At 44.5% G+C, this 15004-nt stretch carries 17 protein-coding genes (1 of these 17 cut by a window edge); 4 read left to right on the forward strand and 13 right to left on the reverse strand.

The features are described from left to right. Nucleotides 1-129: 129 nt before the first annotated feature. A complete protein-coding gene (locus ACXN9U_RS11415) occupies nt 130-2607 on the forward strand; it encodes an NB-ARC domain-containing protein (protein WP_489201676.1) in 2478 nt (825 codons plus the stop codon). A gap of 197 nt (nt 2608-2804) precedes the next feature. Here the strand turns inward: ACXN9U_RS11415 and ACXN9U_RS11420 are convergent, their stop codons facing one another. From ACXN9U_RS11420 to groES, 4 genes are all read right to left on the reverse strand, one after another. Further along, nucleotides 2805-3194: a hypothetical protein gene (locus tag ACXN9U_RS11420; protein ID WP_025284353.1), complete on the reverse strand. Its 390-nt coding sequence runs from the start codon at nt 3192-3194 to the stop codon at nt 2805-2807. Nucleotides 3195-3659: 465 nt separating this feature from the next. After that, nucleotides 3660-4232, reverse strand: a complete 573-nt coding sequence (locus ACXN9U_RS11425) for a hypothetical protein (protein WP_060963431.1) — start codon at nt 4230-4232, stop codon at nt 3660-3662. A 417-nt stretch (nt 4233-4649) separates the two neighbouring features. Then, nucleotides 4650-6284, reverse strand: a complete 1635-nt coding sequence (groL, locus tag ACXN9U_RS11430; RefSeq protein ID WP_003155941.1) for a chaperonin GroEL — start codon at nt 6282-6284, stop codon at nt 4650-4652. Nucleotides 6285-6325: 41 nt separating this feature from the next. Next, nucleotides 6326-6610: a co-chaperone GroES gene (gene groES / locus ACXN9U_RS11435; protein ID WP_003155970.1), complete on the reverse strand. Its 285-nt coding sequence runs from the start codon at nt 6608-6610 to the stop codon at nt 6326-6328. 236 nt (nt 6611-6846) lie between these two features. On the opposite strand from groES, the gene ACXN9U_RS11440 reads away from it, so the two are divergent. Both ACXN9U_RS11440 and ACXN9U_RS11445 read left to right on the forward strand, forming a co-directional pair. Continuing rightward, nucleotides 6847-7581: a CPBP family intramembrane glutamic endopeptidase gene (locus ACXN9U_RS11440; protein ID WP_060963432.1), complete on the forward strand. Its 735-nt coding sequence runs from the start codon at nt 6847-6849 to the stop codon at nt 7579-7581. Beyond that, on the forward strand, nt 7578-7769 hold the full coding sequence (locus ACXN9U_RS11445) for a YdiK family protein (protein ID WP_003155975.1): 192 nt from the start codon (nt 7578-7580) through the stop codon (nt 7767-7769). Before ACXN9U_RS11440 ends, ACXN9U_RS11445 begins: the two co-directional genes overlap by 4 nt. 38 nt (nt 7770-7807) lie before the next feature. Here the strand turns inward: ACXN9U_RS11445 and tatC are convergent, their stop codons facing one another. The 4 genes from tatC to moaC are packed head-to-tail and all read right to left on the reverse strand — an operon-like array spanning nt 7808 to nt 9921. Next, nucleotides 7808-8569 carry a twin-arginine translocase subunit TatC gene (tatC, locus tag ACXN9U_RS11450; protein ID WP_101605578.1) on the reverse strand — a complete coding sequence of 254 codons (762 nt, stop codon included), beginning with the start codon at nt 8567-8569 and terminating at the stop codon, nt 7808-7810. A gap of 6 nt (nt 8570-8575) precedes the next feature. Then, nucleotides 8576-8746 carry a twin-arginine translocase TatA/TatE family subunit gene (locus ACXN9U_RS11455; protein WP_003155981.1) on the reverse strand — a complete coding sequence of 57 codons (171 nt, stop codon included), beginning with the start codon at nt 8744-8746 and terminating at the stop codon, nt 8576-8578. A gap of 18 nt (nt 8747-8764) precedes the next feature. Next, the gene (locus tag ACXN9U_RS11460; RefSeq protein ID WP_060963434.1) at nt 8765-9412 is read right to left on the reverse strand and encodes a redox-sensing transcriptional repressor Rex; all 648 of its coding nucleotides are present in this window, start codon (nt 9410-9412) and stop codon (nt 8765-8767) included. Next, nucleotides 9409-9921 carry a cyclic pyranopterin monophosphate synthase MoaC gene (gene moaC, locus ACXN9U_RS11465; protein WP_060963435.1) on the reverse strand — a complete coding sequence of 171 codons (513 nt, stop codon included), beginning with the start codon at nt 9919-9921 and terminating at the stop codon, nt 9409-9411. Before moaC ends, ACXN9U_RS11460 begins: the two co-directional genes overlap by 4 nt. Before the next feature lie 139 nt (nt 9922-10060). On the opposite strand from moaC, the gene ACXN9U_RS11470 reads away from it, so the two are divergent. Continuing rightward, on the forward strand, nt 10061-11989 hold the full coding sequence (locus ACXN9U_RS11470) for an ABC-F family ATP-binding cassette domain-containing protein (RefSeq protein WP_060963436.1): 1929 nt from the start codon (nt 10061-10063) through the stop codon (nt 11987-11989). A gap of 222 nt (nt 11990-12211) precedes the next feature. Here the strand turns inward: ACXN9U_RS11470 and tsaD are convergent, their stop codons facing one another. The 5 genes in view from tsaD to thiL are tightly spaced (at most 15 nt apart) and all read right to left on the reverse strand, a layout consistent with a single transcriptional unit that may run on beyond the window. Next, nucleotides 12212-13252, reverse strand: a complete 1041-nt coding sequence (gene tsaD / locus ACXN9U_RS11475) for a tRNA (adenosine(37)-N6)-threonylcarbamoyltransferase complex transferase subunit TsaD (RefSeq protein ID WP_060963437.1) — start codon at nt 13250-13252, stop codon at nt 12212-12214. Next, complete coding sequence (gene rimI, locus ACXN9U_RS11480) at nt 13245-13700, reverse strand: ribosomal protein S18-alanine N-acetyltransferase (protein WP_016937067.1); 456 nt, start codon at nt 13698-13700, stop codon at nt 13245-13247. Before rimI ends, tsaD begins: the two co-directional genes overlap by 8 nt. A 10-nt stretch (nt 13701-13710) precedes the next feature. Next, on the reverse strand, nt 13711-14400 hold the full coding sequence (tsaB, locus tag ACXN9U_RS11485) for a tRNA (adenosine(37)-N6)-threonylcarbamoyltransferase complex dimerization subunit type 1 TsaB (RefSeq protein WP_060963438.1): 690 nt from the start codon (nt 14398-14400) through the stop codon (nt 13711-13713). Next, a complete protein-coding gene (gene tsaE, locus ACXN9U_RS11490) occupies nt 14381-14857 on the reverse strand; it encodes a tRNA (adenosine(37)-N6)-threonylcarbamoyltransferase complex ATPase subunit type 1 TsaE (RefSeq protein ID WP_060963439.1) in 477 nt (158 codons plus the stop codon). The genes tsaB and tsaE overlap by 20 nt, the downstream gene beginning before the upstream one ends. A gap of 15 nt (nt 14858-14872) precedes the next feature. Beyond that, nucleotides 14873-15004, reverse strand: the 3' end of a protein-coding gene (gene thiL / locus ACXN9U_RS11495) for a thiamine-phosphate kinase (protein WP_060963440.1). The gene runs 846 nt beyond the window's last position; only the last 132 of its 978 coding nucleotides appear in the window; its start codon lies beyond the right edge, outside the window; the stop codon is at nt 14873-14875.

The raw sequence follows: 15004 nt of genomic DNA on the forward strand, positions 1-15004 counted from the left end.
TTTATCTGCTTTTCAAGACATGCAAAAGCTTTCCTGCTGTATAAAAGGACAGCGGCACTGTACTTTTTATTTTTTCATATACAAAAAACACTGAATTGATAAAATAGTACTAATAGGAGGTACAGGCTAATGGCTGAACTTGAAAACCGGACACAATTTTCAGAACTGCTGGCGCCTGCCGTCAAATCGCTGAAACTTCAGCCTGATTACAACATCAAAAGGACAAAGAACGTAAAAGCAGGACAGTCTTATATAGACAAAATTGCACTCCGATTAGGCGTATCCTCTAACACGATCAAAAGCTGGATCGGACAGATGGGCGCACACTACATTCCCGGACGAATTGACGACGGAAAGCTGTTCGGCATGATCTGGATTATTATAGAAAAGACCGACATGGATCCTGAATGGCTGACCGGCCTTCTGGAAAACACCACGATTCCCGTCATCACACCCGCATTGCCCGTTTGGACGGCGTCTTGTCTAAAAAAAGCAAAAATACGCCGGAAAGACGGATCATTCGGAGCACCGACTGATGAAGATGTTGAAAAAGCAGTGAAGCGGCTGTTTCAGGACAGACCAAGCCATAAAACGAATGCGCTTACAGAACAGTCCGTCACGCATAACTTACCATCACGTCGGACCGGAAACTTTATCGGCCGCGGCTTTGATATAGAAGCGATCCGGCAATGGATACTTTCTCCGTCACCGGTCTGTTTAATCACAGGCTGGGCCGGCATGGGAAAAACAACGATCGCTCTTGAAGCAGCCTGCCTTTGTGCCGGAGGTTCTTCAAATTGGCCGGCATTCAGCAGCATTATCTGGATCAGCGCTGACTGGAAAGGATTAAGCTTCAGCGATTTTTTAAACACGATTGCCTACCAGCTCGGACGCACCGAACAAATCGACAAATCCATCAACGAAAAACGGTTCGTTGTCCGCAATGCATTAGCCGCTCATGCAAATGAAAAACCCGTGCTGCTGATCGTTGACAGCATCGATACAGCGGAACGTGACATTCACGAATTTATCATCGGCCTTCCGCAAGGCGTAAAAGTCCTGCTTACGGCACGTGAAAATGTAAAACAGACATACCGGGACGGCTTCGGAGAACTGGCGGCCATCCAGCTGAGCGGTCTTGAACAAACGGATGCCCTTGATTTTTTTCACCAAGAAGTGCACCGCTGTCTGCAAACATGCAACTTCCCGCAAAAACGGGAAAAGCTGGAGCAGCTGTTGCAGCTATCACCTGACCTTAAGAATGAATTTGTCTCGGCAGCCGCCGGCAACCCGAAGGCCATGGCACTGAGCATTGCATACATGTCAGACGACGACATCCCCGCTCCCCAGCTCATTCAAGAGCTTAAACAAGCGGGTTACTCATTATTGGAATTGTTTGAGGTTCTCTTTGGCCGCACATGGGAAAGGTGTCATGAAGACACACGGAAACTATGGCAGACGCTTTGCTTTTTCGCTAAGCCCCCTGACGAAAAAAGCTTGGCTCAAGCGGCCGGATTAGACGCACGGCGTTTTCATTACGCGATTGAGCAAATGCGGTCATATGCTTTAATACAGCCGGAACGAAGCGAAGGAAGAATTCAATATTCAGCCCATCAAACCGTTGTCGCTTACGGAGAACAGCACTTATCCGAAAATCACGAATTTGCAAAAGAAGCCCGCAGCCGCTGGGCGCATTATTATATGGATTATGCGGAAACCCATATAAAGCGGGAACAGCCGAATTCCATCTATTGGAGCTACCTGCTGGGACGGAATTTAGAGCAAATGAAAAAGGAATGGCCGAACATCCTAAAGGTCATCGAATGGTCGAGCGAAACCGGACAACATGAAATCCTGATCAAACTCATCATCCGTATCAGCCATTTTCTAAGCAGAATCAACCTGCCCCTGCGAATCAAATACGGATTAAAAGCCGCCGATGCCGCCCATCAATCAGGCGAACACACACGGGAAGCCTACTTCAGGATCGACACGGCAGGCTGGGCGCTGATGGAAGTCAACGATTCAGACGGAGCTCTCAAGCAAATAGAAGCCGGCCTGAAGATACTCGAACAATCAGGCGCGCCGGATCACGATGACTTGAAAGTATGGGGAATCGCCCTGCAAGCAAGGCTGCTGTTAAAAATCGGAGAACCGGACAAAGCGGCAGCAATGCTGGACGGCATCAAAGATCAGCCCGTCTCGCCCATTATCCGGCACAGGGTTCTTCTGGTCCGCGGCGACCTGAGTTTCGCCCGCTCTCACTATGAAGAAGCCATCACATTATACGAAGCGGCAAACACCACCAGCGCCGCATACGGCGGCGAAAAAACAATAGAAGCCTATTTCAACCTGGGCATGGCTTACGTCAAGTGTGATCAACTCGAAAAAGCGGAAAAAGCCTTTGAACAGATGCTCTATGACAAACACAACGCCAATCAAGTTGAACTGATCTACTATCATTATGGGATCGCACAACTGTTGTACCGAAAAGGAGAGAAAACGAAAGCAATAGAATCGAATCAGAAGGCGATGCGTTTGATTGATTCGTGGGAGCCTGGGATTGGGATTCGGGGTGAGGTGGAGCAAATGGATATTCTCATTTAAAAGACAAATACATTGCGGCTAGCGGTACGAGCTTTGAAAAACACTCATGACCTTGTTGTTTTTAAAGATAAAAAGGTATCTTTATCAGTACAGTAAATTGATTAAGATACCTTGATTGAAAAATTAATATTTCACAGAAAACAAATTTCTAAAGTTAAACTTTTTAGCAACAAGAGGTTAATACTTATACAGCCGTATTAATGCTGTACTGTAATATAATGTTTTAGTTCACCTGACCAATATCTTCCTCCCCAATCCTGTCCAACTTGCACATCATACTTACCTGCAGGAAGATTTTTCGTTGAAAAACTCACACGAAAATTACGTGAACCAATACTATGCGAAATATCTTTTCTGGCAAATACTTTACCTTTATTATTTAATATAATTACTGAAAAGCCATTATCTAAATCCCTAGCCAAAGTACCCGTAACCACAATGGAAGTAGCACTTTTCGTATATGTATTAGCATCTGTTTTAAATTTGATTGTACCTTTCGAATCCATAGCTAAGGCTTCTGACCCGCCTGCGAAAATGGCAACTCCCAAAAGTACTGCTGTAAACAGGGTCATTACTAACTTTTTCATCTTTAGAATTCCTCTTTTCTTTTTAATATTTTAAATCCACAATTATAATAACATATTTTCCTAAAAAAAACAGAGGTTTTTCCATATATTTCTTCTGAGAAATGAATAAGTATGATAGAAATTTATTAATATTAATGCATATTTAAGATTCTTGTGAAATGAAGCTTAAAATTTGAAGTATAGTATCATCTATAAAACCTTTGCCAAGGTGTCCTTCCAAGCGCCCAATGGATATGGGGTAGAAAACACAATGTGAATAACAGCATGATAAGTTCCTCATGTTTCCCCCTTTCTCTTTCCTTCCATACTATTAAACAAGACTATTCTAATACCCTTGAACTGCATTTAAAATTGGTTTAGTGTTATTATTTAATAAAGATCTGTGCAATGAAAACTCTTTCTGTCCGATATACCCTTAAGTATTCCTAATCAACATTATGCTGGTGAGTTCAAATATTTCTTAATTCAAACTCTAGTTCTTCTGCTCTTTTTCAAGATCCAAACAAGTAATGCAATAAAAACGACGTTAATTAAAAACGCAGAAATAACATAAGTTTCATCTGAAACGCCAATATACTTCCCTCTCGATTCTAAGAGATTCCTTACTTGCTTACTCCATAAAGAACCATTCAGCGAACTATCGTCTGCTCCAAATGTAATTTGTGCTGTTTCCTTATTGCTGCTTGTAATATTAACACCATAAAATACTGTATACCTATTGTTATAAAAGATAGGCATATAAGAATAGTCAGAAACTAAAGGCTTTACCTTTTTGGCAGGTAATGCTACGTACAAAATCGCAGAATAATTACCTACCCCTGTTTCAAATTGCTCTGCTTTAATAAACTTCGTGTTTGAAGGTAGATCAATATTATAAAAATGCTCAAAAATTTGAATATCTTCTTCCGAAAAATCTGTTAATTGGTAGTAATGCGGATCAATAATACATTTATGAAAATACCATCCATTAAACAATAAAAAACAGGCACTTATTAAAATTACTAATACTGCCTTATATATAATCTTTAACTGTATCACAATGATATGCGCCCCCTCATAATATGCATTACTTTTGGGAAGAATTAATTATTCAGATTTTATTTTTCTTTAAGGCAATCTGCAAATGCTTGTGCAATTGTTTGACCATCCTCTTAGGTATAATTATTAACAGTAAAATGATGTTTAAATTTCAAATAGACAGGATTGTTGGTGTTTAAATAGTACTCTGCATCCTTAGTAACTGCTTCAAATGAATTATTAAATCTGTTTTTGGAAAATTGAGAGTATCTTGTACTATAGCCGATGCTAACTTAAATAAATTAGCATCATTCATTCGTAATTTGAGATGAATGATAGAAATAAAAAAAGCCCCTCACAAATTCATTGAACTTGTGAGAGACCTCGTATGGCATTACATCTGGCAACCCCTTATGTCCAAACAGGGATCATAATTTTTTACATCATTCCACCCATACCGCCCATTCCGCCCATGTCAGGCATTCCTGCACCGCCGGCGTTTTCTTCCGGTTTGTCAGCGACAACGGCTTCAGTTGTCAGGAGCATTGCTGCTACAGACGCAGCGTTTTGCAGAGCAGAACGCGTCACTTTTGTCGGGTCAACGATACCTTTTTCGATCATGTTTACCCATTCGCCAGTTGCAGCGTTGAAGCCTACGCCGATTTTTTCGTTTTTCAGGCGCTCAACGATGACAGATCCTTCAAGACCAGCGTTGTGCGCGATTTGACGGATCGGCTCTTCAAGCGCGCGAAGCACGATGTTGATACCTGTTTGCGCATCGCCTTCAGCTTCAACTGCAGCGACTTTGTTGTATACGTTGACAAGCGCTGTACCACCGCCGGATACGATGCCTTCTTCAACAGCTGCGCGAGTTGAGTTGAGGGCGTCTTCGATGCGAAGTTTACGCTCTTTCAGCTCAGTTTCAGTCGCAGCGCCGACTTTGATGACAGCTACGCCGCCGGCAAGTTTCGCAAGACGCTCTTGTAATTTTTCTCTGTCGAATTCAGAAGTTGTTTCTTCCACTTGAGCGCGGATTTGGTTAACGCGTGCAGCGATTTTTTCAGTATCGCCGGCGCCTTCTACGATTGTTGTGTTTTCTTTCGTTACCACAACTTTAGAAGCGCGTCCCAATTGTCCGATTTCAGTAGATTTCAGGTCAAGACCTAAATCTTCTGTGATCACTTCTCCGCCTGTAAGAACGGAAATGTCTTCAAGCATTGCTTTACGGCGGTCACCGAAGCCAGGAGCTTTAACGGCAACAGCGTTGAATGTGCCGCGAAGTTTGTTGACAACGAGTGTAGCAAGAGCTTCACCTTCAACATCTTCAGCGATCAGAAGCAATGGTTTGCCTTGCTGTACAACTTGCTCAAGCACAGGAAGGATTTCTTGGATGTTTGTGATTTTTTTGTCTGTGATTAAAATGTAAGGATTATCAAGAACCGCTTCCATCTTATCAGAGTCAGTCACCATGTAAGGAGATGCATATCCGCGGTCGAATTGCATACCTTCCACAACTTCAAGCTCAGTTGTGAAGCCTTTAGACTCTTCGATTGTGATGACGCCATCGTTTCCTACGCGCTCCATTGCTTCAGCGATAAGGCTTCCGACTTCCTCATCAGCAGCAGAGATCGCAGCAACCTGAGCGATAGACTCTTTGCCTTCGATCGGCTTAGAAATTTCTTTTAAGTTTTCGATTGCAACGGTTACGGCTTGTTCCATACCTTTACGCACGCCGACAGGGTTAGCTCCCGCAGTTACGTTTTTCAGGCCTTCACGGATCATAGCCTGCGCAAGAACTGTTGCAGTCGTTGTACCGTCACCGGCAACGTCGTTTGTTTTGCTGGCTACTTCAGCCACAAGCTTCGCACCCATGTTTTCAAACGCGTCTTCAAGTTCAATTTCTTTTGCGATTGTTACACCGTCATTTGTAATTAATGGAGAACCGAATTTTTTCTCCAGAACCACGTTGCGTCCTTTTGGCCCTAAAGTTACTTTTACAGCGTCAGCAAGCGCATCGACACCGCGAAGCATAGCGCGGCGTGCTTCTTCACTAAACTTAATATCTTTTGCCATGTTAACGAAACCTCCTCGAATTTTTAAAAGTATTTATTTGCTTAGCCGATAACAGCTAAAATGTCGCTTTCACGTAAGATTAAGTATTCAGTACCTTCGTATTTCACTTCAGTACCGGCGTATTTTGAGAAGATAATGCGGTCGCCCTCTTTTACTTCTAAAGCAACGCGCTCTCCGCTTTCCAACACGCGACCTGAACCGGCTGCCACGATTTTGCCTTCTTGCGGCTTTTCTTTTGCAGAATCCGGTAATACGATTCCGCTGGCAGTTTTTTCTTCAGATTCTACGAGTTCAATGACAACGCGATCACCTAATGGCTTTAACAATGTAATAACCTCCTCAATAGTATGAATATGTAATTTTAGCACTCAGCTCTAAAGAGTGCTAACACAATTATTATAATAAAGAATCTCACTTCCAATTTCAAGTCATAAGAATAAAAAATTTTCACGCTTACATCATTCTCTCTTACAGCGATTTTCTCCTTTTTTCACGTCTGGTTCACTTATGTTACAATAAGAACAAATAAGTTGATTTTATAGGATAAAGGAGTACATATCATTTGAGAAAACAGTATTGGTATATCATTTTGACATACGTTATCATGCAGCTTTCCGCATTGATCGGCATTCCTTTAATGTACAAATTCGGCTACGCGGGCGGGCATCCTACGAATGCGAATCTCACCATGGCTCAGGGGATTTATTCCGTCGTAAGCTTTTTTATCTGCCTGATTATCGTTCTCTTGATTTTGAGAACCGCGCCGAAGCAGACATTAAGAAACGGGAAGAAAGCATCCGCCGGCATGTCCGTTCTCTGGGCGGTCGCGGGAATATGGCTCGCTTTATTTTCTCAGGGTATCGCCGGAATGATTGAGCAGTATGTCTTTCACGTGAACAGCGGTTCCGAAAACACGAAAGCCATTCTCAACATTATAAAAGCCATGCCGCTCATGATTATCGTTTCTTCTATCGTCGGGCCGATTCTTGAAGAAATCATTTTCCGGAAGATCATCTTCGGTGTATTATATGAAAAAACGAATTTCTTTTTCGCCGGACTGATCAGTTCCGTCATTTTCGGCATTGTGCACCAGGACCTCACACACCTGCTGCTATATACGGCCATGGGCTTTACCTTTGCGTTCTTGTATGTGCAGACGAAACGGATTATTGTGCCGATATTCGCCCATGTCATGATGAATACCATTGTCGTGGTCATGCAGCTCGGCCCCGCCCAAAAATATATTGAACAGCATAGTGAACAAATGCAATTAATTATTGGAGGATTGTTTGTATGAGGAACCCAATGACTTGGGGCTTGATTTATTTCGCAGTCGGCTGTATCTTTACGTATTTGGCCGCAAGCTCGCCGGGAAGCATGTGGTCTTTTTATTCCATACTGCTGATGGTTTTCGCCGCTTATAATATCAGCATCTCGTTTAAAATGTTCGCTTTCTCATTTAAAGTGAAGAAAAATCAAAAATAAAAGAAAAGCCATTTCTCATCATGGAGAAATGGCTTTTTTTATGCTGATACGTCCTGGTCGGATTCGCTGCTGCCGGTCTGCCTTTTCCGATACGCCGCTTTTGAAATCAGGATACTGACCTCGTATAAAATGCAAAGCGGAATCGTAATCATCAAGTGAGACAGCAGCTCAGGCGGCGCAATCATCGCTGCGATCACAAGCAGCACAAAATACGCGTACTTCCTGATCTTCGATAAAAACATCGGCGTGATAACACCGAGTCTCGTTAAAAACATGATCAGCACCGGCATCTGAAACAGCAGCCCGAACGGAATCGTCAGCTGCAGCAGAAAATGAAAATACTCGCTGATTCCGATCACTTGGTTGACATCGAGGTCATTCGAGACCCGCTTCATAAAATCAACGACCAGCGGAAATAAAATATAATAAGAAAATGACACACCGCCGACAAACAGCACGATCGAAATCGGAATATAGCTGAGTGTTACTTTGCGCTCCTTCTCATACAGCCCCGGGCTGACAAACGCCCAAATCTGATAGAGAATAATCGGCGAAGTCAAAATGATGCCGATAATAAACGCGAACTGCAAAAAGATAAACAGCGGATCCGTCAGGTTAAAAGCATTAAGGGTGAGCTCTTTTACTTCATCGGCTTTTTGAAGATACACAATGATAGGTTTTGCCAGAAAAAAGCCGGCAATAAAGAAAACCGTAAAGGATAACGCCACAATCAGCAATCGTTTCCGAAGTTCGGCAATATGCTCCACAAGCGTCATTTGATTCACTCTCATACGCGTCATCCTATCTTACTGTTCTTCTTTCTTTTTTTCCTCTTCTTCACCGGCTAATCCCTTAGTGGCGTTCTTAAATTCACGAAGCGTGTCCCCCGCGGCTTTTCCTAACTCGGGAAGCTTCTTCGGACCGAAAATAATCACCGCCACCACACCGATAACAGCCAGGCTTCCAGGACCGATCATGTGCAGCTCCTCCTTTCGTTATTCAATTTCTTCCAAAACAGAATAATGCTTTAAGAAATAAACCAATGATTGAAGCTCTACAGCTAAATCTATATGATGAATTCGAATGTGATCCGGCACATTCAAACGGGCCGGCGTAAAGTTAAGGATTCCCTTGATTCCGAGCGACACGAGCCGATCGGTGATTGACTGCGCGGCAACCGCCGGAACGGTAAGAATCGCCACGGGTTCATCCTTAATGTGAAGCTCTAAATCATTAAGAGCATAGACAGGCACGCCGCCTACCTCAGTTCCTATTTTACTCTGATTCACATCAAAAGCCATAGATATTTTTGTGTTATTATTTTTTGTGAAATTATAGTGAAGAAACGCCGTCCCTAAATTCCCGACACCGATCAAAATGACGTTCGTCGTTTCATCCTGATCCAGTGTTTTTCTGAAAAATGACAGCAGGTAATCCACATTATAGCCGTATCCTTTTTTGCCGAGCGCCCCGAAATAGGAAAAATCCCGGCGGATCGTGGCCGAATCGACTTTTACCGCATCGCTCAGTTCAGCAGATGAAACGCGCTGCTTTCCTGACGCGTGTAAATTCTTTAAAAAGCGGTAATAAAGCGGCAGCCGTTTTGCTGTCGCCTGCGGAATTTTTGATTGATCCTTGTTCATGATTGGTCCTCCACTTTATACTCAGATGCATCTCTTTTAAAATCACCGTTTTTGCCTCCCGTTTTTTCCATGAGGCAGGTCGGGCCGATGACCATTCCTTTATCCAGCGCCTTGCACATGTCATAAACGGTCAAAGCACAGACTGAAGCGGAAGTTAGCGCTTCCATTTCCACACCTGTACTCCCTTTTGTTTTTACGCTTGCCTGTATATGAAGAACGGCTTCGGAATCCTTTTCCTCCCAGCCGAATGAAATGTCGACGCTGCTTAAAGAAAGCGGGTGGCACATCGGGATAATCGCTGAGGTCTGCTTTGCAGCCATGATTCCGGCCACCTGTGCGACAGCCAGTACGTCTCCTTTTCCGATCTCGCGTTTTTTGATTCTGCTGTACACGTCATGCTTCATGTGTACGCTGGATATTGCAGCGGCAGTACGGACTGTTGAAGATTTATCGCTTATATCCACCATGCGGGCACGGCCTTCTTCATTAAAATGAGAAAATCCATTCATATTTAAACTCTCCTTACTTCTGATCATACACTATTTTCTCCCTGATGTCTTATCCTATAATGTTCCAATTCTGATGTATTGTTTGCTGACAGCAGGTTGATAAGCTACACTTAACTTATTATAACAGAGGTGAAATAATATGATGATCTTACAAATTAATCAGCTGTCCAAATCTTTTGGCGCTGATCCTATTTTAAACAATATAAAGCTTGAAGTCAGATCTCGGGATCGCATCGCCATTGTAGGCAGAAACGGAGCCGGCAAATCAACTCTCCTTAAAATTATCGCAGGTCACCTTTCATATGAAAAGGGTGAATTAATCAAACCGAAAGAATTAACGATGGGATATCTTGCCCAGCACACAGGCTTGGAATCCCAGCTTACCATAAAAGAAGAACTGCTGAGTGTTTTTGATTTCCTGAAAGCAATGGAAAAAGAAATGCGTTCTATTGAAGAAAAGATGGCTACGGCCGCCCCCGCGGAGCTTGAGACACTGATGAAAACCTATGACAGGCTTCAGCAGGACTTCAAGGATAAAGGCGGCTATCAGTATGAAGCGGACGTCCGTTCTATCCTTCACGGCCTCGGTTTCGGAAAATTTGACGATTCCGTGAAAGTGCAAAGCCTGAGCGGCGGTCAGAAAACAAGGCTTGCACTCGGCAAGCTTTTGCTGACCCAGCCTGATCTGCTTATTTTGGATGAACCGACGAACCATCTCGACATCGACACGCTTACATGGCTTGAGCATTATTTACAGGGATATTCAGGCGCCATCCTGATTGTCTCCCACGACAGATATTTCCTTGATAAAGTCGTCAGCCAAGTGTACGAGGTCTCACGGACAGAAAGTAAAAAATACCTCGGCAACTACAGCGCCTATTTAGAACAAAAAGCTGAGCAGTATGAGAAAGACCTGAAGCTGTATGAAAAACAGCAGGACGAAATCGCCAAGCTCCAAGATTTTGTCGACCGCAACCTGGCCAGAGCATCAACAACCAAAAGAGCCCAAAGCAGACGAAAGCAGCTTGAACGGATGGACGTCATGGCAAAGCCGCTCGGTGATGAAAAATCAGCCGCCTTCCGTTTTGACATTACAAAACAGAGCGGAAACGACGTCCTTCGCGTACAGGATGTTTCCATCAGCTATGACGGCCAGCCGCCGCTTTTGAAAAACCTGACCTTCGGCATTACAAGAGGGGAAAGCGCCGCCCTCGTCGGACCGAACGGGATCGGCAAGTCAACCCTGCTGAAAGCCATTAACAATACGCTCAGTCCGAAATCCGGGTCGATCACGTACGGCTCCAATGTCACAATCGGCTATTATGATCAGGAGCAAGCCGAACTGACCTCATCCAAACGCGTCTTGGACGAGCTGTGGGATGAATATCCGGACATGCCGGAAAAAGAGATCAGGACATGCCTCGGCAACTTTCTGTTCAGCGGAGACGATGTCCTGAAACCTGTCCGTTCTCTAAGCGGCGGTGAGAAAGCAAGAGTTGCGCTTGCCAAGCTGATGCTGCAAAAAGCAAACTTTCTCATCCTTGATGAACCGACAAACCACCTTGATCTGGACAGTAAAGAAGTGCTGGAAAACGCCCTGATCGACTATCCGGGAACCCTGTTATTTGTATCGCATGACCGCTACTTTATTAACAGGATCGCCACAAGGGTGCTGGAGCTGTCTCCGGATCATGCAGAAGAATATTTGGGTGACTATGACTATTACACCGAGAAAAAAGCCCAGCAGCTGGAATTGGAAGAAATGAAACGGCAGGAAAAAGAGCAAGCACAGCCTGCCGGCAAGGTCAAACAGGATACAAAAAGAACATACGAGGAAGAAAAAGAATGGAAAAAGAAAGAACGGCAGCGCCTGAGACGCATTGAAGAAATCGAAGCAGCCGTCTCATCCGCCGAAGAGAAAATCAGCGCCAATGAGGAGCTGCTGTGCGACCCTGACGTGTATCAGGATCATGAAAAGGTACAGACCATTCACACAGAGAACGAAGCTCTGAATCAAGAGCTGGAACGATTATTAGCGGAGTGGGAAGAACTCTCCTCAGAAGAATAGAAAAAGTCAAGCACCTCTTTAAGGGGTGCTTTTTTATCCACAGCTTTTCTCCTTGCCTGCTATTTAAGTAAGCGCTTTATACACACTATCCACAAAATTTTCTGACTTTATCCACTTTACTAACAACTTTCAGACCCTTATTCAGCCTGGATTTCTGAATATATTCACAATCCTGTGGATATGTTAGAATTATCTGTTAATAAATTAAAAAAGCCTCACGTTTTACAACGTGAGACGCTCAAAAGATGTTAATTCCAAGCCGGGCTGTCCGTTCATATCATATGAACCCCGGATTCCTTTTTCAAAAGCAACGGTTCCGGCAGCCGCAATCATCGCTGCATTGTCTGTGCATAAAGAAAGCGGCGGGATAACAAGCTCAGGATCTCCCGGATGGCTGAATTCCTGCTGCAGAGCGGCTCTCAGCCCTTTGTTGGCGGCTACGCCTCCTGCCAGCAGCACTTGTTTAACCCCGTATTCTTTCGCGGCTTTAGAGGTTTTTGCCGTCAGTACATCAATGACACTCTGCTGAAAGCTCGCAGCAAGATCCTCAGGAGGAATCACCTCATTTTTTTGCGAGGCGTTATGGAGCGTGTTAATCACGGCTGACTTCAGCCCGCTGAAGCTGAAATTGTAAGACCCCTCATCCAGCCACGCACGCGGAAGCGGAATAGAATCCGTTCCCACAGCAGCCAGCTTATCAATCTGCGGCCCTCCCGGATAAGGAAGCCCCATCGTTCTCGCCACTTTGTCGTAAGCTTCGCCTGCGGCATCATCCAGCGTTTCTCCGATAACCTCGAATGAACCGTGCTCTTCCATATAAACCAATTCCGTATGTCCGCCCGACACAACCAAAGCAAGCGCCGGGAACTGAAGCTCCTCTACCAGTCTGTTTGCATAAATATGGCCCGCAATGTGATGGACGCCGACTAACGGTATTTGATGGGCAAAGCTTAACGCCTTTGCCGCATTGACTCCGATTAACAGGGCTCCGACAAGTCCGGGTCCTTCCGTTACCGCAATCGCATCGAGATCACCAAAGCCCATCTCCGCTTTTAAAAGAGCTTCCTCAATCACTAAGGTAATCTGCTCCACATGATGTCTGGACGCAATTTCAGGCACGACCCCGCCGAACCGTTTATGGCTTTCAATTTGCGAAGCGACTACGTTTGAAACGATTTCTTTACCGTTTTTCACGACTGAAGCCGCTGTTTCATCACAGCTTGTTTCAATTCCTAATACATAAATATCTTGTTTTTCACTCATGTAATGTCACCCACATTAATAACGCATCTTCCCCGTTATCTGTATAGTATTGTTTTCTGATTCCTCCGGCCTGAAGACCGAATTTTTTATATAAGGATTGGGCGGGATGATTCGAGACCCTGACTTCGAGAGAGAGCCTCCTTGCCTTTTTTTCTCTGCACAATTCTACCGCAGCGCGAAACAGAGCTTCTCCCAATGATTGGCCCCGGTATTCCGGCTTAATGGCTATATTCGTAATCTGCGCGTCATCTATAATAATCCAGATTCCGCAATACCCCGCCAGACAGCCGTCCTTTTCAATGACAAGGTAGTGCGCATACGGATTTTCCAAAAGCTCATGATAAAATGAATCCTTCGTCCACGGAGAAGTGAAGGATGCTGTTTCAATTTCATAAATTTGATCAATATCTTCCGGCCGCATGCTTCGAATCGCCGTTTTCGTTTTCATCCCCATCACCCTATTTTTGAGATTCCATCCATTTCGCTTCAGCCTCTGCCAGACGCAAATAATCTGGAACAAGGCTGTGGACATCCGCTTCTTCTTTTTCCAAGCCTAAAAACGCCAGCTCTGACGGCCGCGGATTATGCTGTGCAGCCGTTCCCATCACTGCTTGAGATGTCAGTTCATGCAGAATGGTTTCTTCATGAATGGCTGTATCATGCCCTAAAAATAAAACCGGAGACGCTTTTTCTTTCAGCATGCCGAGCCAATCCGTCAAAAGCACATTCTGATCAGGAAGAACGGATTGTAATCGGCCGTCCTGATATTCATAAAGTCCCGTATACACCTGTCCGCGTCTGGCATCAAATAACGGGCAGATCAGACCTTGAAAATGCCGTCCGTTCGCCGCCAGCACCTCAAGGCTCGACACAGCGGAAATCGGAAGCTTCAGCGACCAAGCCAAAGTCTTCGCCAGCGTCACACCGATTCTGACACCAGTGTACGATCCCGGTCCTTTCGCCACCGCTATTTTCGTAAGGTCCTGCGGTGTTAGGCCGCAATCCTCCAGCAATGAATTGACAGCAGGCATCGCCCGCACGGAATGATTCTTTTTTAAATATGTAATATACTCCGCCATCACCGTTTTCTCACGAACGAGCGCGGCACCCAGCGTGTAATTTGACGTATCAATTGCCAGTATTGTCATGTTTATTAATCTCCTCACAAAGCGTTTCATACCGTGTTCCGCAAGCCGTAAAGGTAATGTCCCTTTCCTCATCACCGGCTCTCTTGATGACGATCTGCAGCCGTTCAGCGGGCAGCTGATCCTGAATTAAATGAGCCCATTCAATTAAACAGACGCCTTGTCCTTCAAAATATTCTTCAAGGCCTAAGTCTTCGCTTTCATCCTCCATGCGATACACATCCATATGATATAGAGGAAGCGAACCATCATGGTATTCTTTTATAATTGTAAAGGTCGGGCTGTTTACCACTCTTGTGATCCCCAGTCCTTCGGCAAACCCTTTTGTGAAAGTCGTTTTTCCCGCTCCCAAGTCGCCTTCCAGTGTCAGAATGTCTCCCGGCTTTGCCAATGAAGCGGCAAGCTTGGCTACGGCTTTCGTTTCTTCAGGGTTTTTCGTTCTCCATTGTAATGTCGTCAAAGTGAGTCACCCGTCTTATTTAAAATGATTGTATCCTTTTTTCTCAAGGACGATTTGTCTCTGATCATTGGCTGTCAAAAGAACACTTGCTTCCTTCCGTTCAGTCACCGCTCCAATCTTCGCAATCCGAATGCCTGATTGCGTGCA

The organism is Bacillus sp. BACIII (assembly GCF_057836745.1).

What these genes read in the sequence shown, in the direction of transcription:
- ACXN9U_RS11415 (WP_489201676.1), top strand. Translation starts at nt 130, where the DNA reads ATGGCTGAACTTGAAAACCGGACACAATTTTCAGAACTGCTGGCGCCT.
- ACXN9U_RS11420 (WP_025284353.1), bottom strand. Translation starts at nt 3,194, where the DNA reads ATGAAAAAGTTAGTAATGACCCTGTTTACAGCAGTACTTTTGGGAGTT.
- groL (WP_003155941.1), bottom strand. Translation starts at nt 6,284, where the DNA reads ATGGCAAAAGATATTAAGTTTAGTGAAGAAGCACGCCGCGCTATGCTT.
- ACXN9U_RS11445 (WP_003155975.1), top strand. Translation starts at nt 7,578, where the DNA reads ATGAGGAACCCAATGACTTGGGGCTTGATTTATTTCGCAGTCGGCTGT.
- tatC (WP_101605578.1), bottom strand. Translation starts at nt 8,569, where the DNA reads ATGACGCGTATGAGAGTGAATCAAATGACGCTTGTGGAGCATATTGCC.
- ACXN9U_RS11455 (WP_003155981.1), bottom strand. Translation starts at nt 8,746, where the DNA reads ATGATCGGTCCTGGAAGCCTGGCTGTTATCGGTGTGGTGGCGGTGATT.
- ACXN9U_RS11460 (WP_060963434.1), bottom strand. Translation starts at nt 9,412, where the DNA reads ATGAACAAGGATCAATCAAAAATTCCGCAGGCGACAGCAAAACGGCTG.
- moaC (WP_060963435.1), bottom strand. Translation starts at nt 9,921, where the DNA reads ATGAATGGATTTTCTCATTTTAATGAAGAAGGCCGTGCCCGCATGGTG.
- ACXN9U_RS11470 (WP_060963436.1), top strand. Translation starts at nt 10,061, where the DNA reads ATGATGATCTTACAAATTAATCAGCTGTCCAAATCTTTTGGCGCTGAT.
- tsaD (WP_060963437.1), bottom strand. Translation starts at nt 13,252, where the DNA reads ATGAGTGAAAAACAAGATATTTATGTATTAGGAATTGAAACAAGCTGT.
- rimI (WP_016937067.1), bottom strand. Translation starts at nt 13,700, where the DNA reads ATGAAAACGAAAACGGCGATTCGAAGCATGCGGCCGGAAGATATTGAT.
- tsaB (WP_060963438.1), bottom strand. Translation starts at nt 14,400, where the DNA reads ATGACAATACTGGCAATTGATACGTCAAATTACACGCTGGGTGCCGCG.